We start from the raw sequence: 25,424 nt of genomic DNA, 5'->3' as shown, positions 1-25,424 counted from the left end.
CCGAAGCGGCTTCGGCCGCGCAGGCGGGACAAGCCCGGGCATGACGATGGAATAGAGAGCTAACCCTCCCCATCAAGCCTCAACGTCCCTTCCATCATCTGCACGCAGCTGCCGCCGACATGGGCGGAGACGATCTTGCCGTCCTGCTTGCGCACGCGCGTCTGCAGGACGCTGGGCCGGCCCATGTCAAAGCCCTGGCCGACCGTGAGCCTCAACTCGCCGTCGCGCCTGGGATCGAGATCGGCGAACAGCGCGGCGGCTGCGACGGTTGCGCTGCCGGTCGCGGGATCCTCGGTGAGGCCGCTGGCGCCGCGCATGAACATGCGCGCCTGGCGCTCACATGGCGCCTCCGCTGCGGGCACGTCACGGGTATAAAACCACACCGAGCGGGCGCCATCGCGTGGCAATATCTTGCCATAGGCCGCGGCATCCGGCCGGGCCCGCTTCAGCGCCTCGCGCGAATGCAGCTCCAGCACGAGAAACGCGTTTCCGACGGTGACGACGTGCGCTGCGTGGTTGTCGGTCTTGATGTCATCCGCGCCGAGCGAGATGCAACTCGCGGCTTCAGCAGGTGACAGTGGCGCATACCGCGCCAGCGGCTGCGGCGCGGTCAGCTCCGTTCTGACCACCCGGCCCTGCTCCCGCACGATCTCGACCGGCACGAGCCCCGCCTTCTCCTCGAACAGCAGGCGCGGTTTCGGCTCCTTCGCCAGCGACGCCAGCACGAAGGCTGTGCCGACATTGGGATGACCGGCAAAGGCGATCTCCAACACCGGCGTGAAGATGCGCACTTCGGCGTCGTTGGCCTTATCGCGCGGCGGCAGTACGAAGGTCGTCTCCGAATAGTTGAACTCGGTCGCGATCGCCTGCATCTGCTGCGTGGAGAGCCCGCCGGCATCCAGCACCACGGCGAGCTGGTTGCCGCCGAAGGCGCGGTCGGTGAACACGTCGACGGTGATGTAGCGGCGCTGCATCTTCGCTTCCTCTTCACGCAAGCGCAGCCTCGGTCGGCTGCATCGCCGGCACTCTACAAGCCGGCGACATCGCCCGTCATGCCCCAAAATAGAGTGCAATCGGAGCAATCGCGGAAGACGGATCAAAAGCGGCAGAGCGAACGTGGCGATGCGAGCACTTGCGCGCGTTCACTCTGATCGACGATCAGCCCATCGATAAATCGCCGGTTCTTCGCGTAGCTTTGCGCCTTCTCGAACTGCGTGTGCGGCCAGTCGCTGCCCCAGAGCAGTCGATCGAGGCCGTACGCGTTGCGCAGCAGCGGGTAGGCCGTCTTCGCAAAATCTTCGCCGGCCGCGCCGTTGCGATACGGCGCCGAATCTACTCGGCCTCCAGCGCGAGATCCCGCGCAGTCCGCCATCAGCGTTCGCGACGCCGGGCTGGCGGACTTCACCGGCCCGGCTTCGTCTCTGCCGCGAGTTAGTACGCGGACGCCGTGTTGGGCAGGCAAGGCGGCTGTGCGTAAGGCGCAGAGGCATACGCGCCTGCTGCCGGAGCCCTGACGCAGTCGGTCGCCACGTGAGTTGCGGCGCGGCGCGGCACGCTGTCCCGCGCCGATGCGGCCTGGCTTTGGGTGACAGCGGCGGCGATCAGGGCGGCTGCAACAAGGATCGATCGAGTCATTGGCTTTCTCCGGGTGGCAAAGGGAAGCTGAGATTTTCGGCTTCCACCGTGCAAGACCCAAAAGCTACCAAGGATATTTCATCACGCGCCTTCAACGAAACGCGAGCCGCTTCAACGAAACGCGACTCACAAGTGAAGGCGCAGGCGGCGGCCCTCACCCCAGTTGAAACACCGCCACCTTCTGCTCATAGCCGCGCACCTCGACCTCCCCAAGCGACACCGCATCGTCGCCGTCCTCGCCCAGCGCCTCGCGGACCGCCGCCGAGATCAAGAGCTGCGAGCCGAACTCCTTGTTCAGCGCCTCCAGCCGGGAGGCGAAGTTCACGGTGTCTCCGATCACCGTGTATTCCTTGCGCCGGGGCGAGCCGATATTGCCGGCGACGACCTCGCCGAAATGGATGCCGATTCCGATTCTGAGCGGCCAGCTCGTCTGCGCGTTGATGCGCTCCATCGCGGTCAGCATCTCGCGGCCCGCGGCGACCGCGCGGTGCGCGGCGTCGGAGGTCTCCAGCGGCGCGCCGAACAGGGCCAGAAAGCCGTCGCCCAAAAACTTGTTCACGATGCCCCCCTCGCGGTCGAGAATGTCGACCAGGACGGCGAAGGCGCCGTCGAGCCGGTCGACCACCTCCTGCGGGGTGCGCGACTGCGCGCCGGCGGTGAAGCCGCGGAAATCGACGAACATCACGGCGACGCGGCGGAGGTCGCCGGCGGCGCTCGTCCCCGCCGCCATCAGCCGCTCCACCACCTGTGGCGACACGTGCTGACCGAACAGGTTGGTCACCCGGTCGCGCGCGGTCGCTGCGGCAATGCTTGCGGCGAACTGGCGGCGGAGCTGCGCACCGACCGCGCCTGCAAGCACGCCGCAGATCAGGATGATGGTGCTTCGCACCGCGTGGAAATAGATCTGCGGCTCGCCGCTCCCGCTGGCGGGATCGAAGATCAGCGCCACAGCGAGCAACTCACCCGCAGCGACGAAGCCGGTGAAGGTGGACAGCCAGAAGTCGAGCCGCAGGGTCGAGAGGATGACGAAAATGAAATAGATCAGCGGCACGACGAAGCCGAGCGCCTGGCTCGCGCCCATGCTGCGGATCTGCAGGATCAGGATGACGGTCGGCAGCGAGGTCTCGATCAGCGCGCCGATATAGCGCCGGATCACCGGCAGATCGCGGTCGAGCTTGAGGTTTCGCCTGATCTGGCTGTGGACCCAGACCTCGAACAGGATGAAGCCGGTCAGGAGACCATAGACCTCGGCAAGCCCCTCCGTGCCCCGCCAGACCCGCTGCACCACGGAGGAATTGACGAGGTAGATCGCGGTGAGGAACACGACGATGACGCAGCCCGTCGTGATCAGCGCCCTCACTCGCACGAGCTCGGTGCGCAGCACCTCGCGCGTCAGCTCGCGCTCGAAGTCTTCGGACATCACGGCATGCTGCCGGGCCTTCCTGCTCGCAAAACTGACCATTCCGCCCCCTTGATTCCAGGGGCATCTTGCCTCAATCCAGCGTGCGGCGGAAGCGCGTCACGGCGATGGTCATGGCGAGCAGCATCAGGACCGCCAGCGCCAACGCGTCGAAACGCAAATTTTGCATGCTCGCACCCTTCAGCATGATGGCGCGGACGATGCGCAAATAATGCGTCAGCGGCAGGCACTCACCGACATATTGCGCCCAGGCCGGCATCCCGGCGAACGGGAACATGAATCCGGACAGCAAGATGCTCGGCAGGAAGAACATCATCGACATCTGCATCGCCTGGAGCTGGTTTTGCACCAGCGTCGAGATCGTGTACCCGATCGCCAGATTGGTCGTGATGAAGAGCGTCGAGAGCAGCGCCAGCAGGAACAGATTTCCGAGCACCGGCACGCCAAACAGGCCGACCCCGATGCCAATGATGAGGAACGCCTGCACGAACCCGACCAGCACGTAGGGAATGATCTTGCCGAACATCACCTCGACCGGCTTGATCGGCATCGACAGCAGGCTCTCCATCGTGCCGCGCTCGACCTCGCGCGTGACCGAGAGCGCGGTGAAGATCAGCATGGTCATGGTCAGGATGGTGCCGACGAGGCCCGGCACGATGTTGAGGCTCGACGCGGCGGCGGGGTTGTAGCGGGCGTGCGCGCGGATCTCGAACGGCATCTCCGGGGGATCTCCGATGTAGAGATCGTGCTTGAGTGCGGTCTGCACGACCATGCCGAGCGAGCCGATCGCCGCGCTCGCCGCCACTGGATCGGTGGCGTCAGCCGCGACCAGCAGCGCCGGCTTATCGCCGCGCCGCACTGCCCGCTCGAAGCCGCGCGGGATCTCGACGCCGAACAGAACCTTGCCGGATTTCAGGAGATTGTCGAAATCTTCGACGTCGTGGACTTCGTAGAGAAAGCGGAAATAGGCGGTGTTCTCCAGCGCCTTCAGGATCGAGCGTGCGAGATCGGAATCCTCCTGAAGCAGCACCGCGCTCGGCAGATTGTGCGGCGTGGTGTTGATGGCATAGCCGAACAAGAGCAGCTGCATCACAGGCAGCATCACGATCATCGCAAATGACACGCGGTCGCGCTTGAGCTGGATGAACTCCTTGATCAGCATCGCATAGGAGCGCCTCCAGAAGCCGAAGCGCTCCCGGATCGCGTGCTGGGGTTCAGGATGATCGACCGCGCTCATTGGAAATTGTCCTTGGAACGGCTCATCAATTCGATAAACACGTCTTCCAGTGACGGCGATGATTTGTGCCAATGCAGTCCGCTTTTTTCGCGCCACGGCGCGATGCTGGCCTCGAGCGCGGCGACGTCGCGGCCGGAGACGTGCAGCGACGTGCCGAACGGCGCCACCATGTCGATTCCCGGCTTGCCGGTGAGCGCAGCCGTGAGCTCGTTCAGGTCCTCGCCCGTCACGGTGTAGGTCGTCAACGCGGATTTCGCGATCACCTCGTCCACGGTGCCATGCACGAGCAGATGGCCATAGGCGATATAAGCAATCTCGTGACAGCGCTCGGCCTCGTCCATGTAGTGGGTCGAGACCAGCACGGTGAGACCGTCGGCCGCGAGTGCATGAATCTCGTTCCAGAAATCGCGCCGCGCTTTGGGATCGACGCCGGCGGTCGGCTCGTCGAGCAGCAGCAGTTTCGGACTGGGCAATGTGCAGGCACCTAGCGCCAACCGCTGCTTCCAGCCGCCGGAGAGTTCGCCCGCGAGCTGTTCCTCGCGCCCCGAGAGCCCGATCCGCTTGATCATGTCGCGCGCGGCGCCGCGGGCGTCGGCAAGGCCATAGAGCCGCGCGACGAATTCGAGATTCTCGCGCACCGACAGGTCCTGATACAGGCTGAACCGCTGGGTCATGTAGCCGACCTGGCGCTTGATCTTTTCGGCGTCCTTCAGGATGTCGTAGCCGAGGCAGGTGCCCTCGCCGCTGTCGGGTGTGAGCAGGCCGCAGAGGATGCGGATGGTCGTCGTCTTGCCGGAGCCGTTCGGCCCGAGGAAGCCGTAGATCGAGCCGCGTTTCACCTGCATCGACAGATCGTGCACGACCTCCCGGCCGCCGAACGACTTGGTCAGGCCCTTGACGTCGATCGCGATGCCATTGCCGCTCATCGTTTGTCCGCCACCGGAGTTTTTGGATTGAGATAGACGTCGATCGGCTGTCCGACGCGCAAGGCGTCGGGACGCGAAGGCCGCGCCTGGATCAGATAGACGAGCTTGTTGCGCTCCTCGAGGCTGTAAATGACAGGCGGCGTGTATTCGGCCGAGGTTGCGATGAAATAGATCTTTGCGGTGAGATCGGCGGCGCAATTGTCGCACGCGATCCGCACCGTATCGCCGATCGCAAGCTTCGGCAGCTCGGTCTCCGGCACGAAGAAGCGCAGCTTCATGTTGCCGGGGGGCATGATCGAGAGCACCGGCCGCTGCGCCGCCACCATCTCGCCCTCGCGAAAATAGATCTGCTGGATGGTACCGGCGACCGGCGCAAAGCCCTTGCGCCGCGCCATCCGCGTCTCCGAGGTCGCCACCCGTGCCTCGGCGACGCGCAAGGCGGAGACCGCCGAGTCGAGATTGGCCTGCGTGCCCGAGCCGGTCTTGCTCAGCGAAGCCGCGCGATCGTAGGTTTGCTGCGCATTCGCCAGCGTCGCCTTGTTCTGATTGAGATCGGCAAGCTGGAGATCGTCGTCGACGGAATAGAGGTGATCGCCGACCTTGACCTGATCGCCCTCGCGGACATTGAGCTTCGTCACGCGACCCGCCTCGTCTGGGCTAACGAAGATCATGTCAGCCTCGACCCAGCCCTGGAAGCCGGGATCACGCTTGTCCTTACAACCGGCAAGCCCGGTCGCGAGGACCGCGATCAATGCGAGTACAGAAATTGCTTGCGACGGCCTCATGTCGTGCTCCGTTCGCCAAAAATCAAATCGAGATGAACGCGCAGCATGTCCTGCGCGTCGAGCGGCGCGTGCCGCGCAAACAGGCTCTGCCAGATCACCGCGATCATCGCGGGTGCGACCAGGATCTGCGGATAGTGCGCCAGGTTCTTCTGGCGGATCTCGCCGCGGGCGATGCCGAGCTCGATCAGGGCGCGCATGGCGGAGATGCCGCGCGAGACGACCTCGCGGTAGTAGAAGTCGGCCACGGAGGGAAACCGCGGCCCCTCGGCCACGATCAGGCGCACGAGATCGCCGCGCCTGGTGCCGATGACCTCCTTCAGGAAGTTACTCGCAAACGCCTCGACCAGATCGCGCACCGAGCCCGCCGGTGGCGGCAATGCCGTCAACCGGGTCACGACAGGCACGATCACCGTCCGGACCAGCTCCTCGAACATCGATTCCTTGTCCTTGAAGTGCAGGTAGATGGTGCCCTTGGCGACACCCGCACGCTTCGCGATGTCGTCGAGCCGCGTCGCGGCAAAGCCCCGCGCGATGAATTCCTCCATCGCGGCATCCACGATCGCCGCGCGCCGCTCCGCCGCGCGCGTGGCACGGCTCGACGCGGGCACCGCGTCCTCGCCAGCGTGTGAATTGGCCTTCGCGTTCGCGCGAGCTGCGGGCGGCGTGGCGGCTTTGGCGGGTTTGCTGGTCATCTATCTGATATGACTGACCAGTCAGTCATAGTCAAGACAGCGCTGCGGACCCAATCTGGTCCACAAATTAGTATTGACTAATTTATTAGCGACGGCTAATCTAATTCTATGATCGAAGCCGCCCCAAATCCCGTTACCACCGTCATGCGCGCCCTCGCGGACCCGACGCGACGCGCCGTCTTCGAACGCGTGTTCGAGAGCACGGAGATCAGCGTCGCTGAACTCACGCGGGGAAGTGGCGTGACGCAAGGCGCGATCTCGCAACATTTGAAGTCCCTCAAGCAGGCCGGCCTCGTCGCCGAGCGTGCCGAGGGCCGCAACGTCTATTACCGTGCCGCGCCGCAAGGCCTCGAACCGCTGGTCTCCTGGATGGACCATTACGGCGTGTTCTGGCGCGAGCGCTTCCAGAACCTGCGTGACCTCTTGAAGGAGATCGAGCCGTGAGTGCTGTTGAATTGAAAGCCGAGACAAAAGACATCGTCATCGACGAGGTGCTCCCTCATGCGCCGGAGACGATCTGGAAGGCGCTGACCAGCGCCCAGCTGATCGCGCGCTGGCTGATGCCGCCGACCGGTTTCGAGGCCGTCGAAGGCAACACTTTCACCTACCAGACCACGCCGGGCGGCGCATGGGATGGTGTCATCCATTGCCGGGTACTGGAAGTCATGCCGAACCGCCGCCTCGTCTACGCCTGGAAGGGCGGCGATGAGCGCAACATTGGCTACGGCGCGCCGCTCGACACCGTCGTGACGTGGTCCCTCACCCCGGTCGAGGACGGCACGCGGATCCGTCTGGTTCATGCGGGCTTCGTCTTGCCCAGGAACGAATCGGCCTACACGGGCATGAGCGGCGGCTGGAAGAAGGTCGTCCGCCAGCTCGACGAGATCAGCGGCGAAGACAAGTAAGGAGTAATCGCATGACCAAGCCCTATACCGGCGGCTGCGCCTGCGGCGCGATCCGCTATTCGATTGCCGGTGAGCCGCTGTTCAGCAATCACTGCCAGTGCCGGGACTGCCAGCGCGAAAGCGGCAGCGCCCACGGCTCGTACATGACATTCGCAGGCGACGGCGTCACGGTGACGGGCGAGGCAAAGCATTGGGACATGGTCGCCAACAGCGGCAACGTGAAGACGCGCGGTTTCTGCACACAGTGCGGCGTGCCTGTGTACATGACCTTCGCGGCACAGCCCGACGTCTTCACGATCCGCGCCGCAAGCCTCGACGAGCCCGCCCGCTACAAGCCGCAGGCGGTCACTTTCGCCGCGCGCGGACATCACTGGGATCGTCTTGACCCTGACCTGCCCAAATTCGCGGGCATGCCGCCGGGGTGAGGCATCGCAGGTGGAAGCGCGCGCAAGACCGCGCGCGTTCACGTCAACTATGAAACTTCAACCCGTCGACGATCTTGTCGATCACCTTGCGCTCCGCGCGCATCGCGAGACCGACGAGATTGAGATCGGTGCGCGCCACTGCCCTCACCACCTCGCGGTTGGCGGCATCATGAGTGGTCTTGAACATGTCCTCGGTATAGACCGCCGGCTTGACGTTGCGCGTCAGGGCCCGATCGAGCGCGCGCGTCAATGCGGGACCGTCGGCGCCATAGATCAGGATGGGCTGACCGATCAGCGCGTGATATTTCGTGCCCGACGCGTCCTCATAGGGCTCGCCGATGCATTCCGGAAAGGCCGCGGCGATGCCGCTGGTGAGGAAGGCCGCGACGTTGAGCTTCTGCCAGGCTTGAAGATCGGTACGAATCACGATGGCGATCTTGGTATCGAACTGCATACAACTCCCCGACTGTCATTCCGGATTCGATGCTACGCACGATCGGAATGACTGCAACAGGAATCAACCCTTGGCGTCGCAGGCCCAGGCGCGGATCACGCATTCCTTGCCGCCGTATTTGTAGCATTCGCGCGTGGCGGCATTGAGCGTGGTCGAGATCTTCGGCTTGACGGCATAGCCATAGGCGCCGCAGGGATTGGAAAGATCGACCGACATCGCGGCGCAGGCGCGCTTCATCGTCACGGTCGTGCAATCGCCCTTGCACTGCTTCTGCGCCGCCGCACGGGCTTCGTGCTCGGCGCCATAATCAAAGGCCTGGCCGTAAGCGCCGCACTTGCCGACCGCAAATGCACCGGCGGCATGCGCATCCGTGATATGGCGAGCGCCCGCGATGCAGACGGACAGCGCAAAGAAAAACATCGCGCAACGGCGCGCGACGACGTTCGAAGCCATGGAAAAACCCCTCCCCCCAAGGCAGGTGAAGGCGACTGTAAGCCGCGGTCGTTTCCAGATGGTGAACAGGCGTTGAAATTGAGGCTTGGGCGTGCCGCAGGGTGGCAAAGCGAAGCGCGCCCACCAATTAAACACGACGGTGTCGAGAGACGGTGAGCACTGCGCTGCGTGCCTTTGCCCACCTTGCGGCGCTATCCCCGCCGTGCCGCTTCCAGCGCCTGCGGCGTGTCGATGTCGAGGAAGGCGCTCTCGCCGTCGACCGGCACTTCGGCGACCGCCTCGGTGTGCTTGGCGATCAGATGGCGCGCGCCGACATCGCCGTCGAGCGTCATCAACTCCCCGAAGAATCGGCGCGACCACAGCACGGGGTTGCCGCGGCGGCCTTCGCTGACGGGCACGACGATGAGATTGCCGCGGTCCGGTGCGAACGCGTCGATGAGACGGTCGATCAGGCCGGCATCGATCAGCGGCATGTCGCCGAGGCAGACCACGGCGCCGTCGGACGCCTCGGGAACGGCCGCGATGCCCGCCTTGACCGAGCTTGCGATGCCGCCGGCAAAATCCGGATTTTTGACAAAACGCACCTTCAGGCCCTGCAAGGCTTGTTCGATCAGCTCGGTCTGATGGCCGGTGACGACGATCACCTCGGACGCTTTGGAGGCCAGCGCCTGCTCGGTCGCTATTCGCACCAGCTTCTTGCCATCGAGCTCGGCCAGTAGCTTGTTCGGCCCACCCATTCGGGTCGAGCGGCCCGCCGCGAGTACGATGACCGCGACCTGGTTGTTGCCCTCGATCTCCGGTTTTGCGCGCGGCTGCGGGCGCGTGACGATCTCCATCAGGAGGCCGCCAACACCCATGCCCATCAGCTCGGACCGCGTCACCTTGATGCCGGCGAGCAGCCGCATCAGCACCCAGTCAAAACCGTTCTCGACCGGCGAGCGCGCGCAGCCGGGCGCGCCCAGCACCGGCACGGCGCCGGCCCGGGCGATCAGCAGCAGGTTGCCGGGGTCGACCGGCATGCCGAAATGCTCGATCTCGCCGCCGATGCTGGTGACGGCCGCAGGGATCACGTCGCGGCGGTCCGCGATCGCGGATGCACCGAACACGATCACGAGCTCGGCGCCAAGTCCCAGCAGTTCCTTGATCGCAGCCGACAGCGCCTGCTCCTCATGCGGAACCCGCCGCTCCGCGATGATGCCGGCTCCGGCTGGCGCCAGCCGCTCGGCGGTGACCCGCAACGTCTTGTCGATCACCTTGGAGGACAGGCCGGGCAGCAGCGTCGAGACCACGCCGACGCGCTTGATGACGTAAGGCGCGATCTTCAGAACGTCGCGACCCGCGGCCTTCACCGCGGCATCACGCAAGTTTCCTTTGACGCCGAACGGGATGATCTTGACGGTGCCGACCATCTCGCCCTCGACCACCGGCTTGTAGGCGGAGAGCGTGGCAAAGGTAATGGCCTCGTCGATATTGTTGATGCGGTCCACCGCGGCGCGATCGATCACCAGCACGCCTGGCTGCGCGGCGAACAGATTGGCCCGGCCGGTGAAGGCGCGCTCGACATGGATGCCCTCGCCGCCGACCGCGAGCGCGATGCTGGCGGCAGCGATGTCCTCGGAGACATCGCCCTCCTCCATCCGCACCACCACAACGTCCTTGATGCCGGCGCGCTCCAGCGCCTCGACCTCGGCCGGGCCGATCGTCGTGCCCTTTTTCAGCACCAGCGGTCCCTGGCGCAGGGTGTGGACGGTCACCCCGCCGATCGCATCCCTGGGACTCGCCGGGCCGAACTTCATGCGGCTTCTTCTTTTTCTTTGGGCGGCAGGCGAAGCACCGCCGTGATCTCGGCCATGATCGAGACCGCGATCTCGGACGGCGAGACCGCGCCGATCGCAAGCCCGATCGGCGCGTGAATGCGCGCGATGTCAGCCTCCTTGGCGCCTTGCGCCCGCAGCCGGGCGCCGCGCTTGGCGTGCGTCTTCCGCGATCCGAGCGCGCCGATATAGAAGCAGTTGCGCTCGAAGGCGTGCAGCAGCGCGGGATCGTCGATCTTGGGATCGTGCGTTACCGCGACGAAGGCCGTGTAGGCGTCGACGTTGAGCAGCGGCAGCGCCGTGTCGGGCCATTCCGCGACCAGTGGAACGTCGGGGAAGCGCTCGGGGCTCGCAAAGGCCGTGCGCGGATCGACCACGGTGACGTCGTAGCCGAGCGAGCGCGCCAGCGGTGCCAGGGCCTGGCTGATATGGACGGCGCCGACGATGACGAGCTTTGCGGTCGGCGCATAGACGTTGAGGAAAAGCTTCTTGCCGCCGGCTTCGACGCTGGCGCTTTTGCCCATGCGAAGCTGCTTGTCGAGCTCGGCGCCTAATGGATCCTTGGCAAAATCCTTGGCCTTCACCAGGCGCTGCTCACCACTCTCGGTGTCGGTGACCAAAATCACCGCGCGGCGCGCGGCGCGCTCGGTATTGAGTTCGTGCAGGATCTCGAGCTTCACGGCTAGCCGACTTTCTCGACGAAGACGCGGATGGTGCCGCCGCAGGACAGCCCGACATTCCAGGCAGTCTCGTCGGCAACCCCAAACTCCAGCATCCTGGGCTTGCCGCTCTGGATCACATCCATGGCCTCCGTGACCACGGCGCCCTCGACGCAGCCGCCGGAGACGGACCCCAGGAACGTGCCCTCGTCGTTGATGACTAGGCTCGAGCCCGCCGGACGCGGTGCCGAGCCCCAGGTCTCGACCACGGTGGCGAGCGCGACGCCACGGCCGGCCTTCTGCCAGTCCTCCGCCGCCTTCAGAATATCCTCGTCGCGATCGAGCATGGCTACCTCTCAGGCTGCGGAGCGGATCAAGCTGCGGTGATGCGGCGGCAGCGGCCGGGAGAGCGTGGTGATCAGCTCCTGGATCGAGCTCAAATTATGTACCGGACGGAATTCGTCAACGTGCGGCAGCATCATTTTGATGCCCTGGGCCTTGGCCTCGAAGCCGCCAAACCGCAGCAGCGGGTTGAGCCAGATCAGCCGCCGGCAGGAACGGTGCAGCCGGTCCATCTCGAAGGCGAGCTTGGAATCGGCTTCCCGCTCCAGCCCGTCGGAGATCAGCAGCACGATGGCGCCCTGGCTCAGCACGCGCCGCGCCCACAATTTGTTGAAATTGTGCAGGGAGGCCGAGATCCGCGTGCCGCCGGCCCAGTCCTCGACCGAGGCCGAGCAGCTCGCCAGCGCCTCGTCGGGGTCGCGCTGGCGCAGCGCCCGGGTCACGTTGGTGAGGCGAGTGCCGAACAGGAACACCGAGACACGTTTTCGCGCGTCCCCTATGGCATGCAGGAAATGCAGGAACAGGCGGGTGTACTCGCTCATCGAACCCGAGATGTCGAGCAGCGCGACGATCGGCGCCGGTTTCTCGATCCGCCCGAGGCGATGGATGTCGATGATGTCGCCACCGGTGCGCAAGGACGCGCGTAAGGTGCGGCGCAAATCGAGACGAAGCCCGCGCGCATCAGGCCGGTGCCGGCGCGTCAATAGCTCGGCCTGCGGCAGCCGCATCCGCTCGACAGCGCGGAGCGCTTCGGTGATCTCAGCCGCGCTCATCTGAGCGAAATCCTTCTTCTGAAGGATTTCCTTGTCGGAGACCGACAGGCGCAAATCCTGCTCCTGGTGCTGCGGCGTCTCCGTCATGCGCGGCTGCGACATCGCCTCCTGGACGCGGCGGGAGCCGGCCTGCGGCTTCTTCTTGGCCTGCTCCGGCAGCGGCACCGAATCCAGCATGTGCTTCCACTCTTCCGACGCCCGGAAGAACAGGTTGAAGGCCTGTTTGAAGATCAGCGCATGCTCGTGGCGCTTGACGAAGATCGCCTCCAGGGTGGTGAAGACGTCGGCGCGGTGGCCGATGTCGATCACCTCAAGCGCGCTCATGGCATCGATGACCGCACCCGGCCCAACCGGCATGCCGGCCGAACGCAGCGCGCGGGCGAAGCCCACGATGTTGTCGGCGAACTGCTCGGTCTGCTCAGGCGCAAGGTGGTTGATGGCCATGGTCTTTCCTCGCTCCGTCATTCCGGGGCGTCGCGAAGCGACGAACCCGGAATCCAGAGATTGTGGCGCGAGATTCTCAGGTGCGCAATTGCGCACCAGAGTTCACGCTCCCGCGCGCCCCGGAATGACAAGTTACTCGCTCGTCGCGTCCTTCAGCACCTTCTGCAAGGTGTCGCCCTGCATCCGCGTGATGTCGTCCTGGTATTTGAGCAGCGCGCCCAGCGTGTCGCCGACCACTTGCGGGGTCAGCGAGCGGGCGTCGAGCTCCGACAGCGCAGTGGCCCAGTCGATGGTCTCGGCAACGCCCGGCGATTTGTAGAAATCCTGATTGCGTAGCGCCTGGACGAAGCGCACGACCTGCTGCGACAGTTTCGCGGAGATGCCCGGCACGCGCGACTTGACAATCGCGAGCTCACGATCGGCATCGGGATAATCGACCCAGTGATAGAGACAGCGCCGCTTCAGCGCGTCGTGGATTTCGCGGGTGCGGTTGGAGGTGATGATCACGATCGGCGGATGCGGCGCCTTCACGGTGCCGAATTCGGGAATCGTCACCTGGAAGTCGCTGAGGATTTCGAGCAGATATGCCTCGAACGCCTCGTCGGCGCGGTCGAGCTCGTCGATCAAGAGCACCGGCGGTCCCGCAACGTCGGGCTCCAGCGCCTGCAGCAGCGGCCGCTTGATCATGTAGCGGTCGGCGAAGATATCGGAGGAGAGCTGATCGCGATCGGTGTCGCCGGCGGCTTCCGCCATCCGGATCGCGATCATCTGCGCGGCGCTATTCCATTCGTAGACCGCCGAGGAAACGTCGAGGCCTTCGTAACACTGCAGGCGGATCAGCTTCCGCCCCAAGGCCGCCGACAGCACTTTTGCGATCTCGGTCTTGCCGACGCCGGCTTCGCCTTCCAGAAACAGCGGCCGGCCCATGCGCAGCGACAGATAGGTCACCGTGGCCAGCGATCGCTCGGCGAGATAGCCGCGCGACGTCAGGAGTTCGAGCATCGAATCGACCGATGCCGGCAATACAACTGAAGTATTGGCACCGGACGTATTGGCCGCTGAGGTCATGAAAAAGCCAGTCTCGCTACGCCCTCACCGGGGACAAGTTTGGGCCGAGGCGTGAGGATCACTCATTCCTTGGCGTTGGCGGCGTCGAGGGCGCGCCGCGTCAGCACGCCGATAAGATGCGCGCGGTATTCGGCGCTGCCATGGATGTCGCTGTTGAGGCCGTCCGCGGGCACCTCGATGCCGTCAAGCGCCTTCGCGGCGAAGCGCTTCTTCAGGGCTTCCTCGAACGCGGTGACACGGAACACGCCTTCGGAGCCGGCGCCGGTGACCGCGACCCGCACGTCGGAGGGACGCCGCGCCACGAACACGCCGACCAGCGCGTAACGCGAGGCCTGGTTGCGGAACTTGATATAGGCCGCCTTCTTCGGCAGCGGGAACATCACCTTGGTGATGATCTCGTCGGCTTCGAGCGCCGTCGTGAACAGGCCCTGGAAAAACTCCTCCGCCTTGAGGCGGCGCTTGTTGGTGACGATGGTGGCGCCGAGCGCAAGCACGGCAGCCGGATAGTCCGCTGTCGGGTCGTTGTTGGCGAGCGAGCCGCCGATCGTGCCCTTGTGGCGCACGGCGGGATCGCCGATCTGGCCGGCCAGGTTCGCGAGCGCCGGGATCGCCTCGCCGACGATGGCGGAGCTTGCGACCTCGGCATGCCTGGCGGTGGCACCGATCACGAGCGCGCGGCCCTTCATCTCGATCGTGTTGAGCCCATCGATATGGGAGAGGTCGACCAGATGCGGCGGGCTGGCGAGGCGCTGCTTCATGACGGGAATCAGCGTGTGGCCGCCGGCGATCACCTTGGCATCTTCGTTCTTCACCAGGAGGTTGGCGGCCTGCCGAACGGTCCCGGGGCGATGGTATTTGAAATCGTACATCTGAATGTCCTGATCGCAGAGTGCGCGCGAGGTTTACGCGAGATCGGATTTCGCCATCGCCTTGGCGCCGGCGGAGATCGAGGTGACGATGTTCTGGTAGCCGGTGCAGCGGCAGAGATTGCCTTCCAGCTCCTCGCGGATGGTGTGGTCGTCGAGCTCGTTGCCCTTGCGATGGACGATGTCGATCGCGGTCATGATCATGCCGGGCGTGCAGAAGCCGCACTGCAGGCCATGGTGTTCGCGGAAGGCCTCCTGCATCGGATGCAGCGGCGCGCCGTCGGCGGCCAGGCCCTCGATCGTCTTGACCTCGTGGCCATCGGCCATCACGGCGAGCGTGGTGCAGGACTTCACGGCCTTGCCGTCCAGATGCACGACGCAAGCGCCGCACTGCGAGGTGTCGCAGCCGACATGGGTGCCGGTGAGCCGCAGATTCTCGCGCAGGAACTGCACCAGCAGGGTGCGGGGATCGACGTTGGCCGTGACAGGATTGCCGTTCACGATGAGGGAGATTTTTGCCATAAACACTCTCTATCAGCGCCCCGACGGGTCCCGTCGAAGCGGTTCTTATATTTATTCCAACCCATCATATGGGCCATTATGCCCCGGGGCAACATCACCCGGAATGCAAGGCGCCATGACAAAACGCGATATGCCGAAAGGCGCAATGCTTGAGGTGTTGGCCTTCAGCCCTGTACCGCCTTGGCGAAGTTCGCGAAAAATTCGTCGGCCAGTTTCTTGGCGGCGCCGTTGATCAGGCGCTGGCCGAGCTGCGCCAACTTGCCGCCGATCTGCGCCTCGACCTCGTAGGACAAAAGCGTGCCGCCGTCCTTCTCCGCAAGCTTGACCACGGCGCCACCCTTGGCGAAGCCGGCCACCCCGCCCTCGCCTTCGCCGGAGATCTTGTAGCCGTTCGGCGGGTCGAGATCGGACAGTGTGACCTTGCCCTTGAAGCGCGCCGACACCGGACCGACCTTCATTTTCGCCGTCGCGCGAAAGCCGCCATCGTCGGTCTTCTCCAGCTCCTCGCAGCCGGGGATGCAGGCCTTCAGCACCTCGGCATCGTTGAGCTTGGCCCACACGGCCTCGCGCGGCGCCGCAAGCTGGACTTCGCCGTTCATCGTCATGGCCATTGGGTGCCTCCCGGGATACCGAACTTGGATCGCGCAACTATAATGCAGCTCAAGTACCGCACGGAGGCGGCAAAAGAAAGGGTGGCCCTCGGTCACGTGCAATGCATATTCGCAACTGCAAAAAGCTTGCGCCGCCGGTTTGGGATTGGCACAGGCGGGTCATGGTGGTTAGGTCCCGCACAATATGAGCACATCCCTCTCCCCCCTGCTCGCGCCGATGCTGTCGAGCGTGGCCATGCGCGCGGTCTGCGACGACCGGTCGACCCTTCAGAATATGCTCGATTTCGAGGCAGCCCTCGCCCGAGCCGAGGCGGCCACGGGTGTGATTCCCGCGTCCGCGGTGGGCCCGATCGAAGCCGCGTGCAAGGCCGATACCTTTGACATGGCTGCGCTGGCCGAGGCCGCGACTCGATCCGGCAATCTCGCGATCCCCCTGGTCAAGACTCTGACCGCCAATGTCGGCAAGGGCGACGCCGAGGCCGCACGCTACGTGCATTGGGGCGCGACCAGCCAGGACGTCATCGACAGCGCGACCATGCTCACGCTTCGCGCCGGCATCGATGCATTGGACGCCGATCTCAGCCGCGCCATCAAGGGCTTTGCCGCACTTGCGCGCAGTCATCGCAACACGGCAATGGTGGCGCGAACCTGGCTCCAGCACGCCCTGCCGATGCCGTTCGGACTGAAGGCCGCCGAATATGCCGCAAGCCTTGCCCGCGCCCGCTGCCGCCTCAGGCGGCTGCGCCGCGAGGGCCTCGCACTGCAATTCGGCGGCGCGGCCGGCACGCTTGCGGCACTTGGCGACAAGGGGCTCGTCGTTTCAGAACGGCTGGCGCAGGAGCTGAACCTGCCATTGCCAGAAGCCCCCTGGCACACCCACCGTGACCGCATCGCGGAAGCCGCATCAGCCTTCGCGATTCTCGCCGGAAGCTGCGGCAAGATCGCGCGCGACGTCTCGCTGCTGATGCAGACCGACGTCGCAGAGGCGTTCGAGCCCGCCGGGGAAGGCCGCGGCGGCTCCTCGACCATGCCGCACAAGCGCAACCCGGTCGCAGCCGCAAGCGCGCTCGGCTGCGCGACCATGGCGCCTCAGCTCGCAGCGACGATTTTTGCCGCACAGGTGCAGGACCACGAACGCAGCGCCGGTCCCTGGCACGCGGAATGGCCGACGCTGCCGCAATTGATGCTGGTCACCTCCGGCGCGCTTGCCGCCATCGTCGACATCGCCGAGGGTCTCGATGTCGATGCCGCGCGCATGCGCAGCAATCTCGATGCGACGCACGGGCTGATCATGGCGGAAGCGGTTACCTTTGCGCTGGCCGAGACGATGGGCAAGAGCGATGCGCATCATCTGATCGAGGCCGCGAGCAAGCGCGCGGTCGCCGAGAAGAAGCATCTGCGCGAGGTGCTCGCAGCCGATTCGCATGTCACTGCGCATCTTTCGCCGGAAAAAATTGCGGCGTTGCTCGAGCCGATGGCCTATCAAGGCGCTTCCCAAGCCCTGATCGATCGCCTGCTCGACAGCCTCGAACGCGAATAAAGCAGTCCTGCGCGCAAATAAAACGGAGACGCCCGCATGCCCATGATTGATGCCGACGGTTGCCTGATCAACGTCTCCGTCGAGGGCCGCGACGGCGGGCCGACGCTGATGCTCTCGAACTCGCTCGGCTGCACGCTGCAGATGTGGGAGCCGCAGATGAAGGCACTGACGCAGATATTCCGCGTCATCCGCTACGACCGCCGCGGCCACGGCAAGTCCAACGTTCCGCCCGGCCCCTACACCATGGAGCGCTTCGGCCGCGACGTGCTCGCCATCCTGGACGACCTCAATATCGAAAAAGTGCACTGGTGCGGCCTGTCGATGGGCGGCATGGTTGGGCAATGGCTCGGCGCGAACGCGCCGGAGCGCTTCGGCAAGCTCATCCTCGCCAACACCTCCTGCTACTACGCCGAGCCGACCAAATGGCTCGAGCGCATTGACGCGGTGAAGAAGGGCGGCATCGCCGCCGTCGCCGACGCCGTTATCGCCGGCTGGCTCACCCAGGATTTCCGCGAGCGCGCGCCCGACATCACCGCCAGGATGAAGGAGATGCTGCTGGCCTCGCCGCTCGAAGGCTATCTCGCCTGCTGCGAAGCGCTGTCGACGCTCGACCAGCGCGCGTTGCTGCCGAACATCAAGAACCCGACACTGGTGATCGCCGGCCGCCACGACATGGCGACGCCGATTTCGGCGGGTGAATTGATCCGCTCAAGCATTCCCGGCGCGAGCATGACCATCATTGACGCCGCCCACATTTCCAATGTCGAGCAGCCGCACGCATTCACCGACGCGGTCGTGGGCTTTTTGACGCAACGCTAGCCACAACCGTCGTTGGGAGCACAGCGATGCAACCAGAAATCCGTCTGCCGTGAGAGACTGGATTGCTTCGTCGCTTCGCTCCTCGCAATGACGAAGGAGGAAACAGCATGGACGACCAGAAACGCCGCGATGCCGGTATGAACGTGCGCCGAAAAGTGCTGGGCAATGCCTGGGTCGACAAGTCGATCGCGGGTCGCAATGCATTCAACACCGATTTCCAGGACATGATCACGCGCTACGCCTGGGGCGAGATCTGGACGCGGCCGCATTTCGACGAGCGCACGCGGCGGGTGCTGGTGATCGGCACCATGGTTGCGCTTGGGCAATGGGATGAATTCCGCCTGCATGTGCGCGCGGCCCTCGCCGAGGGTGGCTTCACGCCCAACGACATCAAGGAAATCCTGCTGCAGCAGGCGATCTATTGCGGCGTGCCGGCGGCGAACCACGCCGTCAAGGAAGCCTCAGCGATTGTGCAGGAGCTCGGCCTGCTCAAGACCTAGCGGCGGGGTGGCCTCGACGGGCTTCTGAACGATCTTGGGCGCCGCCGCGGGCCGCTCGATCACCACCACGATGGCGGCACCGAGCAAGAGCAGAAGTTCGGTGGCGTGCAGCCGCAGCGCGGCCATCTCGCCGACCTTCGAGGCCATGATCATGCTCGCAAACGAGATCAGGCTGCCGATCGCAAGCGCAATGCCGAGCGCTTCGTCGCTGCCGCCGTTCTTGCGGATACGGGGGATGCAGAGCAGCGCAAGGTAGATCGCAAAGAACGCCACCACCGTTAAGCGCCCCAGCGCCAGCAGCCAGGCGGCGCGCACCGTGTCCATCCCCGCCATCTGGAGATGGTCGCTGAGGAAAAGAGCGACTGCGACGCTCGGCCGCTCATAGAGGCCGTGCACCGGCGCCACCATGATGTTGAAGGCAACGAGGGTCCAGGTCGGGATGAAATAGGCCGCCAGAAGTGCGCCGTTGACCGAACCGATCCGCCAGTTTCCGAACATGCCGCTTCCCGCTTCGTTTGGCCGCGCCTTCGATGAAAGGCTCTGCCGGGAGCTAACTCGCATCAGACTGTGGCGGCAATTTAAACCCTTTGTTTACCTTAACTGCCTCCCGACAGGCATCCGATGGCGCTGACGGAGCCGGTTCCGCCCATTGCGGGGGAACCGGAGCGCCAAATGATCTCTGTAAAAGCCTTGATGCGGAGGCGAGGCCGGTTGCAGCCGCCAGTTCCCTCCTGTTACAAAACGAGAATGCTTAAGGGCTGCCGGGGCCCGAGAAGAAACCAGCACTCTCTCGAAGAGCTCCCTTTGAGCCGCGTCAGATTTGGGTACGGCAGCCTATGGATTATTTCGCCCAGCAGCTCATCAACGGTCTCGTGCTCGGCTCGATCTACGGGCTGATCGCGATCGGCTACACGATGGTCTACGGCATCGTCGGGATGATCAACTTCGCCCATGGCGATGTCTTCATGATCGGCGGCTTCATCGCCCTGATCACCTTCCTTCTGCTGGTCTCGACGGGCCTGACTGCGGTCCCGGTGATCCTTTTGATCGTGATCCTGGTCTCGATGGCGATCACCGCCCTGTATGGCTGGACCATCGAGCGCATCGCCTACCGTCCGCTGCGCCACTCCTTCCGCCTCGCGCCGATGCTGTCGGCGATCGGCATGTCGTTCGTGCTGACCAACTATTCGCAGGTGGCGCAAGGCGCGCGGGTGAAGCCAGTGCCGCCAGTGATCACCGGCGGCTATACGCTGCACGAGAGCGCCGATGGCTTCGTCATCCAGCTCTCCAATATCCAGATCGTGGTGGTCATCACCACCATCGTGCTGCTGGCGATCTTCACCTGGCTGGTGTCGCGCACACGGCTCGGGCGCGACATGCGCGCCTGCGAGCAGGACCAGACCATGGCGGCGCTGCTCGGCGTCAACGTCGACCGCACTATCTCCATGACCTTCGTGATCGGCGCTGCGCTCGCCGCAGTGGCCGGCCTGATGTACCTGCTCTATTACGGCCTGGTCGATTTCTTCATGGGATTCGTCGCCGGCATCAAGGCGTTCACCGCGGCCGTACTCGGCGGCATCGGCTCGCTGCCCGGCGCCATGCTCGGGGGGCTCGCGATCGGGCTGATCGAGACGTTCTGGTCGGCCTATTTCTCGGTCGAATACAAGGATGTCGCCGCGTTCTCGATCCTGATCGTCGTGCTGATCTTCATGCCGACCGGCCTGCTCGGCCGCCCCGAAGTCGAAAAAGTCTGACGGTCGCGCGCGTGAAAGCTCCCTCGATCAATACGGCCAAAACCGCATCGGGCATCCCCGCTCTCCTGAAGACCGCCTGCGTCAACGCACTGATCGCGCTGGTGCTGTTCTCGCTGATGGTCGGCGTCCGCACCGAAGCCGGTTCCGACGGCCAGCTCACCTATTGGACGCGCTTCGGCGAGGTCGCCTCCCTCGTCGCCGCGGTATTCGGCGGCTCGATCGTGCTCGAGCTGCTCAAGCAATGGATCGGTCCGACCGGCGCCGAGAAGCTGGTGCCGCCGGCGGTGCAGAGCGGAATGTCGTTCCTCGGCCGCTATCTCGCACCGGCGCTTCTGATCTTCACCCTGCTGGTGCCTGTGATCTTCTATGACCAGCGCTACATCCTCGATCTCGCCATCCTCGTGCTCACCTATGTGATGCTGGGCTGGGGGTTGAATGTCGTAGTCGGGCTGGCTGGCCTGCTCGATCTCGGCTATGTCGCCTTCTATGCGGTCGGCGCCTATTCCTACGCGCTGCTTGCGACCAATTTCGGCTGGTCATTCTGGATCTGCCTGCCGCTAGCGGGCGTCCTCGCCGCATTCTGGGGCGTGCTGCTCGGCTTCCCCGTGCTGCGCCTGCGCGGCGACTACCTCGCGATCGTGACGCTCGCCTTCGGCGAGATCATCCGCCTCGTCATCATTAATTGGCAGGATCTGACCGGCGGCCCCAACGGCGTCTCCAGCATTCCCCGCCCCTCTTTCTTCGGCATCCCGCTCGACAACAGCGACAACGGGCTCGCCGCCAGACTCGGCATCGAATATTCTCCGACCCATCGCATCGTCTTCCTGTTCTACCTGATCCTGGCGCTCGCGCTGCTCACCAACTGGGTGACGATCCGGCTGCGCCGCCTGCCGATCGGCCGTGCCTGGGAAGCCCTGCGCGAGGACGAGGTCGCCTGCCGCGCGCTCGGCATCAACACCACCACGACGAAGCTCACGGCATTCGCGACCGGTGCGATGTTCGGCGGCTTTGCCGGCGCGTTCTTTGCGACCCGCCAGGGCTTCATCAGCCCGGAATCCTTCACCTTCCAGGAATCGGCGCTGGTGCTCGCCATCGTCGTGCTCGGCGGCATGGGCTCGCAGCTTGGCGTGGCGCTCGCAGCGCTCGCCATGATCGGCGGTTTCGAACTGTTCCGGAGCCTCGAGAGCTATCGCATGCTGGTGTTCGGCATGGCCATGGTGCTGATCATGATCTGGCGGCCGCGCGGCCTGATCGGCCATCGCGCGCCGACCGTGTACCTGACCAAGGCCCACGCGATCTCATCGGACCTCGTCAAGGAGGGGCACGGATGAGCCGCGACCAGATTCTCGAGGTCGACCGGCTCACCATGCGCTTCGGCGGCATCGTCGCGGTGCAGGACCTGTCGTTTGCTGCCGAGCGGAAGAAGATCACCGCGCTGATCGGACCCAACGGTGCCGGCAAGACGACGGTCTTCAACTGCATCACCGGCTTCTACAAGCCGAGCGGCGGCGCCATCCGCCTCGGCCATGACGACGGCAAGGTGATCGCGCTGGAACGGCTGAACGATTTCCGCATCGCCAAGCAGGCCAAGGTCGCCCGCACCTTCCAGAACATCCGCCTGTTTCCCGGCATGACCGCGCTGGAAAACCTGATGGTGGCGCAGCACAACGCGCTGATGCGCGCCTCCGGCTTCACCTTGCTCGGGCTCATTGGCGCGCCCGTCTACCGCGACGCCGAGAAGCGCGCGATCGATCTCGCCACCGACTGGCTCAAGCGCGTCAATTTGCTCGATCGCGCCGACGATGCTGCCGGTAATTTTGCCTATGGCGACCAGCGACGACTCGAGATCGCACGCGCGATGTGCACCGAGCCCGCGCTCTTGTGCCTGGACGAACCCGCCGCCGGCCTCAATGCGCGCGAGAGCGCCGCCCTGAGCGAGCTGCTGCTGTCGATCCGCAACGAGCTCGGCACCTCGATCCTGCTGATCGAGCACGACATGTCCGTGGTGATGGAGATCTCCGACCATATCGTGGTGATGGACCACGGTGTGAAGATCTCTGAAGGCTCCCCGCGCGAGGTTCGCGACGATCCGAAGGTGATCGCCGCCTATCTCGGCACCGATGAGGAAGAGGCGGCGGCCGTGATGGAGAGCGGGTCGTGACGTCGCCCACTGCACTGCTCGCGATCCACGGCCTTCGCGCTGCCTACGGCAAGATCGAGGCGCTGAAGGGCGTTGACCTCGAGATCAATGCCGGCGAGATCGTGGCGCTGATCGGCGCCAACGGCGCCGGCAAATCGACGCTGATGATGACGATCTTCGGCAAGCCCCGCGCCCGCGCCGGCCAGATCCTGTACGAAGGCCGCGACATCACCGAAGTGCCCACCCACGAGATCGCGCATTTGCGCATCGCGCAATCGCCGGAAGGCCGCCGCATCTTCCCGCGCATGAGCGTGGCGGAAAATCTCCAGATGGGCGCGGACGCCACCGAATGCACCGACGCCGAACGCGAGGTGACGCTACAACGCGTGTTCACGCTGTTTCCGCGGCTGAAGGAACGCTACGGCCAGCGCGGGGGAACCCTGTCTGGCGGCGAGCAGCAGATGCTGGCCATCGGCCGCGCTTTGATGAGCCGCCCTCGCCTGCTCCTGCTTGATGAGCCCTCGCTCGGTCTGGCGCCGCTGATCGCGCGCCAGATTTTCGATGCGATCCGCACTCTGAACCGGCAGGACGGCCTGACCGTGCTGATCGTCGAGCAGAACGCCAACCACGCGCTCAAGCTCGCCCATCGCGGCTATGTCATGGTCAATGGCCTGATCACCCTGGCCGGGACCGGTGCCGAGTTGTTGCAGCGCCCCGAGATTCGCGCCGCCTACCTGGAAGGCGGCCGGCACGGCTGAGGCCGCCCAAGGCGAACCCGTGCGGCCGAATTTGGCGATATCTCTGCCAATGCCCGTATTTTGCCGGTGACTTCTCCTCGAATTCATTCAAGAATGGCGCCGGTTTGAACCGGGCATGCCCGGTAACTTCCACAGGCGACCACCCTCGAGGTATCTCATGAAATCACTGAAGCTCATCGGTCTGGCATTCGGCGCATCGATCGCGCTGTCGAGCGCGGCATTCGCGCAGGATGTCACCGTCGCAGTCGCAGGTCCGATGACCGGCGGCGAGTCCGCCTTCGGCCGCCAGATGAAGAACGGCGCCGAGATGGCCGTAGCCGATATCAACGCCGCCGGCGGCGTCAACGGCAAGAAGCTCGCGTTGTCCGTCGAGGACGACGCCTGCGATCCGAAACAGGCGCGCTCGATCGCCGAGAAGATCGCCGGCGCGAAAATTCCGTTCGTGGCCGGGCATTATTGCTCGTCCTCGTCGATCCCCGCGTCGGAAGCCTATGCCGACGGCAACGTGCTCCAGATTACTCCCGCCTCCACCAATCCGAAGTTCACCGATAGCGGACTGTGGAACGTGGCGCGCGTCTGCGGCCGCGACGACCAGCAGGGCCTGGTCGCCGCCCAGTTCATCGCCAAGAACTACAAGGGCAAGAACATCGCCATCCTCAACGACAAGACCACCTACGGCAAGGGTCTTGCGGACGAGACCAAGAAGGCGCTCAACAAGGCCGGCGTCACCGAGAAGATGTACGAGTCCTACAACAAGGGCGACAAGGACTTCAACGCGATCGTCTCGCGGCTGAAGCGCGACAACATCGATCTCGTCTATGTCGGGGGCTACCATCAAGAGAGCGGCCTTCTCCTGCGCCAGATGCGCGACCAGGGCCTGAAGACCGTGCTGATGGCCGGCGACGCACTCGCCGACAAGGAATACGCCTCCATCACCGGCCCGGCCGGCGAAGGCACGCTGTTCACCTTCGGCCCCGATCCGCGCAACAAGCCGACCGCGAAGAAGATCGTCGAAGCCTTCAAGGCCAAGAACATCGACCCCGAGGGCTACACGCTCTACACCTACGCAGCGATGCAGGTCTGGTCGGAGGCGGCCAAGAAGGCCGGCACCACCGACGCCAAGAAGGTCATGGCAGCCATCAAGGCCGGCAAGTGGGATACCGTGATCGGGCCGATCGAGTATGACTCCAAGGGCGATATCAAGCAGCTCGACTACGTCGTCTACAAATGGGACGCCAAGGGCGGCTACGCCGCGATCAGCGGCAACGGCACCTAAGCACGCTTGCCGGGGCCTGAAGGCCTCCTCCAATCATCATCGCGCCCCGGCTCGCCCGGGGCGTTTCTTCCTGCGTCAGGATCAGACTGCTGCTTGTATCGCGCCGTCCACCGCGGCTTGGGCCTTCCTCAGCGCTTGAAGAAGATCGTTCGGCCGAAACGGCTTTTGCAGGCAGACCACGCTGGCGAGGTGGGGCGATTGTTCCATGAAGTCCAGCGCCGTCATCCCCGACACGGCAACGACCGGGAGGCTCGGTGCAAGCTCGCGCAGGGTCGTGATGACCTCGACGCCACTGGTATCGCCGAGGAAAATGTCCACGATTGCCGCGTCGAAGCCGACCTCGGTGAAGGCTTTCACCCCGGCTGCGCCGCTGTCGGCCTCAACGACCTCATAACGGTTGACGCGCAGCACGATCGCGACCATCGCACGGACGTCCTTCTGGTCGTCGATGATGAGAACGCGGGGCACAGGGAACAACTCCCGGATCCTGACATCAAAATGCCTGGTTCAAACCTGGAACCCGCAGCTGCGGGAGAGCATTATTGCACCATCCAGTAAAGCGCATCTTACCCGATCCCCGGTGCGCGTTCCCCCCAAAATTAAGTA

At 64.6% G+C, this 25,424-nt stretch carries 30 protein-coding genes; 11 read left to right on the top strand and 19 right to left on the bottom strand.

Translation table 11 applies throughout. The features are described 5' to 3' along the window. Positions 1-59 precede the first annotated feature (59 nt). The 7 genes from AC0L3B_RS13915 to AC0L3B_RS13885 form a co-directional block, all read right to left on the bottom strand. Positions 60-974 carry a PhzF family phenazine biosynthesis protein gene (locus AC0L3B_RS13915; protein ID WP_247409368.1) on the bottom strand — a complete coding sequence of 305 codons (915 nt, stop codon included), beginning with the start codon at positions 972-974 and terminating at the stop codon, positions 60-62. A 122-nt stretch (positions 975-1,096) separates the two neighbouring features. Next, positions 1,097-1,405 (bottom strand): amidohydrolase family protein, encoded by a 309-nt coding sequence (locus AC0L3B_RS13910; protein WP_240550529.1) that lies wholly within the window; start codon positions 1,403-1,405, stop codon positions 1,097-1,099. A 384-nt stretch (positions 1,406-1,789) separates the two neighbouring features. After that, the gene (locus AC0L3B_RS13905) at positions 1,790-3,097 is read right to left on the bottom strand and encodes an adenylate/guanylate cyclase domain-containing protein (protein ID WP_085385048.1); all 1,308 of its coding nucleotides are present in this window, start codon (positions 3,095-3,097) and stop codon (positions 1,790-1,792) included. 31 nt (positions 3,098-3,128) lie between these two features. After that, positions 3,129-4,292 (bottom strand): ABC transporter permease, encoded by a 1,164-nt coding sequence (locus AC0L3B_RS13900; RefSeq protein WP_018455596.1) that lies wholly within the window; start codon positions 4,290-4,292, stop codon positions 3,129-3,131. Beyond that, positions 4,289-5,218 carry an ABC transporter ATP-binding protein gene (locus tag AC0L3B_RS13895; RefSeq protein WP_018455595.1) on the bottom strand — a complete coding sequence of 310 codons (930 nt, stop codon included), beginning with the start codon at positions 5,216-5,218 and terminating at the stop codon, positions 4,289-4,291. Before AC0L3B_RS13895 ends, AC0L3B_RS13900 begins: the two co-directional genes overlap by 4 nt. After that, positions 5,215-6,003, bottom strand: coding sequence for an HlyD family secretion protein (locus AC0L3B_RS13890; protein ID WP_085351069.1), 789 nt, complete (start codon positions 6,001-6,003; stop codon positions 5,215-5,217). Before AC0L3B_RS13890 ends, AC0L3B_RS13895 begins: the two co-directional genes overlap by 4 nt. After that, positions 6,000-6,695 carry a TetR/AcrR family transcriptional regulator gene (locus AC0L3B_RS13885; protein WP_473380520.1) on the bottom strand — a complete coding sequence of 232 codons (696 nt, stop codon included), beginning with the start codon at positions 6,693-6,695 and terminating at the stop codon, positions 6,000-6,002. Before AC0L3B_RS13885 ends, AC0L3B_RS13890 begins: the two co-directional genes overlap by 4 nt. Positions 6,696-6,803: 108 nt before the next feature. On the opposite strand from AC0L3B_RS13885, the gene AC0L3B_RS13880 reads away from it, so the two are divergent. From AC0L3B_RS13880 to AC0L3B_RS13870, 3 genes are read left to right on the top strand one after another with little or no spacing between them, the layout of a single operon-like run. Then, positions 6,804-7,139: an ArsR/SmtB family transcription factor gene (locus AC0L3B_RS13880; RefSeq protein ID WP_085361698.1), complete on the top strand. Its 336-nt coding sequence runs from the start codon at positions 6,804-6,806 to the stop codon at positions 7,137-7,139. After that, positions 7,136-7,600: an SRPBCC family protein gene (locus AC0L3B_RS13875; protein ID WP_085351066.1), complete on the top strand. Its 465-nt coding sequence runs from the start codon at positions 7,136-7,138 to the stop codon at positions 7,598-7,600. Before AC0L3B_RS13880 ends, AC0L3B_RS13875 begins: the two co-directional genes overlap by 4 nt. Positions 7,601-7,611: 11 nt before the next feature. Further along, complete coding sequence (locus tag AC0L3B_RS13870) at positions 7,612-8,025, top strand: GFA family protein (protein ID WP_473380519.1); 414 nt, start codon at positions 7,612-7,614, stop codon at positions 8,023-8,025. A 43-nt stretch (positions 8,026-8,068) separates the two neighbouring features. Here the strand turns inward: AC0L3B_RS13870 and AC0L3B_RS13865 are convergent, their stop codons facing one another. The 10 genes from AC0L3B_RS13865 to AC0L3B_RS13820 form a co-directional block, all read right to left on the bottom strand. Continuing rightward, on the bottom strand, positions 8,069-8,479 hold the full coding sequence (locus tag AC0L3B_RS13865) for a DUF2000 family protein (RefSeq protein ID WP_018455589.1): 411 nt from the start codon (positions 8,477-8,479) through the stop codon (positions 8,069-8,071). Between the two features lie 63 nt (positions 8,480-8,542). Next, positions 8,543-8,932: a DUF4189 domain-containing protein gene (locus AC0L3B_RS13860; RefSeq protein WP_018455588.1), complete on the bottom strand. Its 390-nt coding sequence runs from the start codon at positions 8,930-8,932 to the stop codon at positions 8,543-8,545. A 191-nt stretch (positions 8,933-9,123) separates the two neighbouring features. Beyond that, positions 9,124-10,728, bottom strand: a complete 1,605-nt coding sequence (locus AC0L3B_RS13855) for an NTP transferase domain-containing protein (RefSeq protein ID WP_473380518.1) — start codon at positions 10,726-10,728, stop codon at positions 9,124-9,126. After that, positions 10,725-11,426, bottom strand: coding sequence for an XdhC family protein (locus AC0L3B_RS13850; RefSeq protein WP_204511634.1), 702 nt, complete (start codon positions 11,424-11,426; stop codon positions 10,725-10,727). Before AC0L3B_RS13850 ends, AC0L3B_RS13855 begins: the two co-directional genes overlap by 4 nt. A 2-nt stretch (positions 11,427-11,428) precedes the next feature. After that, the gene (locus AC0L3B_RS13845) at positions 11,429-11,752 is read right to left on the bottom strand and encodes an XdhC family protein (protein WP_007602422.1); all 324 of its coding nucleotides are present in this window, start codon (positions 11,750-11,752) and stop codon (positions 11,429-11,431) included. 9 nt (positions 11,753-11,761) lie between these two features. Beyond that, positions 11,762-12,964 (bottom strand): vWA domain-containing protein, encoded by a 1,203-nt coding sequence (locus AC0L3B_RS13840; RefSeq protein WP_085361694.1) that lies wholly within the window; start codon positions 12,962-12,964, stop codon positions 11,762-11,764. A gap of 132 nt (positions 12,965-13,096) precedes the next feature. Further along, on the bottom strand, positions 13,097-14,032 hold the full coding sequence (locus AC0L3B_RS13835; RefSeq protein ID WP_026232979.1) for an AAA family ATPase: 936 nt from the start codon (positions 14,030-14,032) through the stop codon (positions 13,097-13,099). A 62-nt stretch (positions 14,033-14,094) separates the two neighbouring features. Then, positions 14,095-14,901, bottom strand: coding sequence for an FAD binding domain-containing protein (locus tag AC0L3B_RS13830; RefSeq protein ID WP_027518800.1), 807 nt, complete (start codon positions 14,899-14,901; stop codon positions 14,095-14,097). 33 nt (positions 14,902-14,934) lie between these two features. Beyond that, complete coding sequence (locus AC0L3B_RS13825; RefSeq protein ID WP_007602418.1) at positions 14,935-15,420, bottom strand: (2Fe-2S)-binding protein; 486 nt, start codon at positions 15,418-15,420, stop codon at positions 14,935-14,937. Positions 15,421-15,584: 164 nt separating this feature from the next. Continuing rightward, positions 15,585-16,031, bottom strand: coding sequence for an SRPBCC family protein (locus AC0L3B_RS13820; protein ID WP_018455582.1), 447 nt, complete (start codon positions 16,029-16,031; stop codon positions 15,585-15,587). A 184-nt stretch (positions 16,032-16,215) separates the two neighbouring features. Between AC0L3B_RS13820 and AC0L3B_RS13815 the strand changes: the two genes are divergently transcribed. From AC0L3B_RS13815 to AC0L3B_RS13805, 3 genes are all read left to right on the top strand, one after another. Then, entirely contained in the window at positions 16,216-17,571 is a 1,356-nt protein-coding gene (locus AC0L3B_RS13815; RefSeq protein ID WP_368507659.1) for a 3-carboxy-cis,cis-muconate cycloisomerase, read from the top strand. 36 nt (positions 17,572-17,607) lie between these two features. After that, the gene (gene pcaD, locus AC0L3B_RS13810) at positions 17,608-18,390 is read left to right on the top strand and encodes a 3-oxoadipate enol-lactonase (RefSeq protein ID WP_018455580.1); all 783 of its coding nucleotides are present in this window, start codon (positions 17,608-17,610) and stop codon (positions 18,388-18,390) included. Positions 18,391-18,497: 107 nt separating this feature from the next. Beyond that, the gene (locus tag AC0L3B_RS13805; protein WP_085351059.1) at positions 18,498-18,890 is read left to right on the top strand and encodes a carboxymuconolactone decarboxylase family protein; all 393 of its coding nucleotides are present in this window, start codon (positions 18,498-18,500) and stop codon (positions 18,888-18,890) included. Here the strand turns inward: AC0L3B_RS13805 and AC0L3B_RS13800 are convergent. Then, positions 18,852-19,388, bottom strand: a complete 537-nt coding sequence (locus AC0L3B_RS13800; RefSeq protein ID WP_018455578.1) for a hypothetical protein — start codon at positions 19,386-19,388, stop codon at positions 18,852-18,854. The two genes, AC0L3B_RS13805 and AC0L3B_RS13800, sit on opposite strands and share 39 nt — an antisense overlap. A gap of 338 nt (positions 19,389-19,726) precedes the next feature. Between AC0L3B_RS13800 and AC0L3B_RS13795 the strand changes: the two genes are divergently transcribed. The 5 genes from AC0L3B_RS13795 (at position 19,727) to AC0L3B_RS13775 (ending at position 24,818) form a co-directional block, all read left to right on the top strand. Next, on the top strand, positions 19,727-20,644 hold the full coding sequence (locus tag AC0L3B_RS13795; protein ID WP_018455577.1) for an ABC transporter permease subunit: 918 nt from the start codon (positions 19,727-19,729) through the stop codon (positions 20,642-20,644). An 11-nt stretch (positions 20,645-20,655) separates the two neighbouring features. Further along, a complete protein-coding gene (gene livM / locus AC0L3B_RS13790) occupies positions 20,656-21,975 on the top strand; it encodes a high-affinity branched-chain amino acid ABC transporter permease LivM (protein WP_018455576.1) in 1,320 nt (439 codons plus the stop codon). Further along, entirely contained in the window at positions 21,972-22,805 is an 834-nt protein-coding gene (locus AC0L3B_RS13785; RefSeq protein WP_018455575.1) for an ABC transporter ATP-binding protein, read from the top strand. The genes livM and AC0L3B_RS13785 overlap by 4 nt, the downstream gene beginning before the upstream one ends. Continuing rightward, a complete protein-coding gene (locus AC0L3B_RS13780) occupies positions 22,802-23,542 on the top strand; it encodes an ABC transporter ATP-binding protein (protein ID WP_018455574.1) in 741 nt (246 codons plus the stop codon). The genes AC0L3B_RS13785 and AC0L3B_RS13780 overlap by 4 nt, the downstream gene beginning before the upstream one ends. 157 nt (positions 23,543-23,699) lie before the next feature. Beyond that, complete coding sequence (locus AC0L3B_RS13775; protein ID WP_018455573.1) at positions 23,700-24,818, top strand: branched-chain amino acid ABC transporter substrate-binding protein; 1,119 nt, start codon at positions 23,700-23,702, stop codon at positions 24,816-24,818. An 81-nt stretch (positions 24,819-24,899) separates the two neighbouring features. Here the strand turns inward: AC0L3B_RS13775 and AC0L3B_RS13770 are convergent, their stop codons facing one another. After that, positions 24,900-25,286, bottom strand: coding sequence for a response regulator (locus AC0L3B_RS13770; RefSeq protein WP_018455572.1), 387 nt, complete (start codon positions 25,284-25,286; stop codon positions 24,900-24,902). Between the last annotated feature and the right edge of the window lie 138 nt (positions 25,287-25,424).

Source organism: Bradyrhizobium sp. Kon56 (genome assembly GCF_055807635.1).
This window is presented reverse-complemented; position numbering and strand designations above follow the sequence as displayed.

Bases quoted from the DNA above. Each gene is read 5' to 3' on its own strand.
- AC0L3B_RS13870 (WP_473380519.1), top strand. From the start codon at position 7,612: ATGACCAAGCCCTATACCGGCGGCTGCGCCTGCGGCGCGATCCGCTAT.
- AC0L3B_RS13835 (WP_026232979.1), bottom strand. From the start codon at position 14,032: ATGACCTCAGCGGCCAATACGTCCGGTGCCAATACTTCAGTTGTATTG.
- AC0L3B_RS13860 (WP_018455588.1), bottom strand. From the start codon at position 8,932: ATGGCTTCGAACGTCGTCGCGCGCCGTTGCGCGATGTTTTTCTTTGCG.
- AC0L3B_RS13775 (WP_018455573.1), top strand. From the start codon at position 23,700: ATGAAATCACTGAAGCTCATCGGTCTGGCATTCGGCGCATCGATCGCG.
- AC0L3B_RS13880 (WP_085361698.1), top strand. From the start codon at position 6,804: ATGATCGAAGCCGCCCCAAATCCCGTTACCACCGTCATGCGCGCCCTC.
- AC0L3B_RS13845 (WP_007602422.1), bottom strand. From the start codon at position 11,752: ATGCTCGATCGCGACGAGGATATTCTGAAGGCGGCGGAGGACTGGCAG.
- AC0L3B_RS13795 (WP_018455577.1), top strand. From the start codon at position 19,727: ATGGATTATTTCGCCCAGCAGCTCATCAACGGTCTCGTGCTCGGCTCG.
- AC0L3B_RS13900 (WP_018455596.1), bottom strand. From the start codon at position 4,292: ATGAGCGCGGTCGATCATCCTGAACCCCAGCACGCGATCCGGGAGCGC.
- AC0L3B_RS13820 (WP_018455582.1), bottom strand. From the start codon at position 16,031: ATGGCCATGACGATGAACGGCGAAGTCCAGCTTGCGGCGCCGCGCGAG.
- AC0L3B_RS13915 (WP_247409368.1), bottom strand. From the start codon at position 974: ATGCAGCGCCGCTACATCACCGTCGACGTGTTCACCGACCGCGCCTTC.
- AC0L3B_RS13855 (WP_473380518.1), bottom strand. From the start codon at position 10,728: ATGAAGTTCGGCCCGGCGAGTCCCAGGGATGCGATCGGCGGGGTGACC.
- AC0L3B_RS13830 (WP_027518800.1), bottom strand. From the start codon at position 14,901: ATGTACGATTTCAAATACCATCGCCCCGGGACCGTTCGGCAGGCCGCC.
- AC0L3B_RS13890 (WP_085351069.1), bottom strand. From the start codon at position 6,003: ATGAGGCCGTCGCAAGCAATTTCTGTACTCGCATTGATCGCGGTCCTC.
- AC0L3B_RS13865 (WP_018455589.1), bottom strand. From the start codon at position 8,479: ATGCAGTTCGATACCAAGATCGCCATCGTGATTCGTACCGATCTTCAA.
- AC0L3B_RS13895 (WP_018455595.1), bottom strand. From the start codon at position 5,218: ATGAGCGGCAATGGCATCGCGATCGACGTCAAGGGCCTGACCAAGTCG.
- AC0L3B_RS13885 (WP_473380520.1), bottom strand. From the start codon at position 6,695: ATGACCAGCAAACCCGCCAAAGCCGCCACGCCGCCCGCAGCTCGCGCG.
- AC0L3B_RS13805 (WP_085351059.1), top strand. From the start codon at position 18,498: ATGGACGACCAGAAACGCCGCGATGCCGGTATGAACGTGCGCCGAAAA.
- AC0L3B_RS13815 (WP_368507659.1), top strand. From the start codon at position 16,216: ATGAGCACATCCCTCTCCCCCCTGCTCGCGCCGATGCTGTCGAGCGTG.
- pcaD (WP_018455580.1), top strand. From the start codon at position 17,608: ATGCCCATGATTGATGCCGACGGTTGCCTGATCAACGTCTCCGTCGAG.
- AC0L3B_RS13905 (WP_085385048.1), bottom strand. From the start codon at position 3,097: ATGGTCAGTTTTGCGAGCAGGAAGGCCCGGCAGCATGCCGTGATGTCC.
- AC0L3B_RS13840 (WP_085361694.1), bottom strand. From the start codon at position 12,964: ATGGCCATCAACCACCTTGCGCCTGAGCAGACCGAGCAGTTCGCCGAC.
- AC0L3B_RS13785 (WP_018455575.1), top strand. From the start codon at position 21,972: ATGAGCCGCGACCAGATTCTCGAGGTCGACCGGCTCACCATGCGCTTC.
- AC0L3B_RS13825 (WP_007602418.1), bottom strand. From the start codon at position 15,420: ATGGCAAAAATCTCCCTCATCGTGAACGGCAATCCTGTCACGGCCAAC.
- AC0L3B_RS13800 (WP_018455578.1), bottom strand. From the start codon at position 19,388: ATGTTCGGAAACTGGCGGATCGGTTCGGTCAACGGCGCACTTCTGGCG.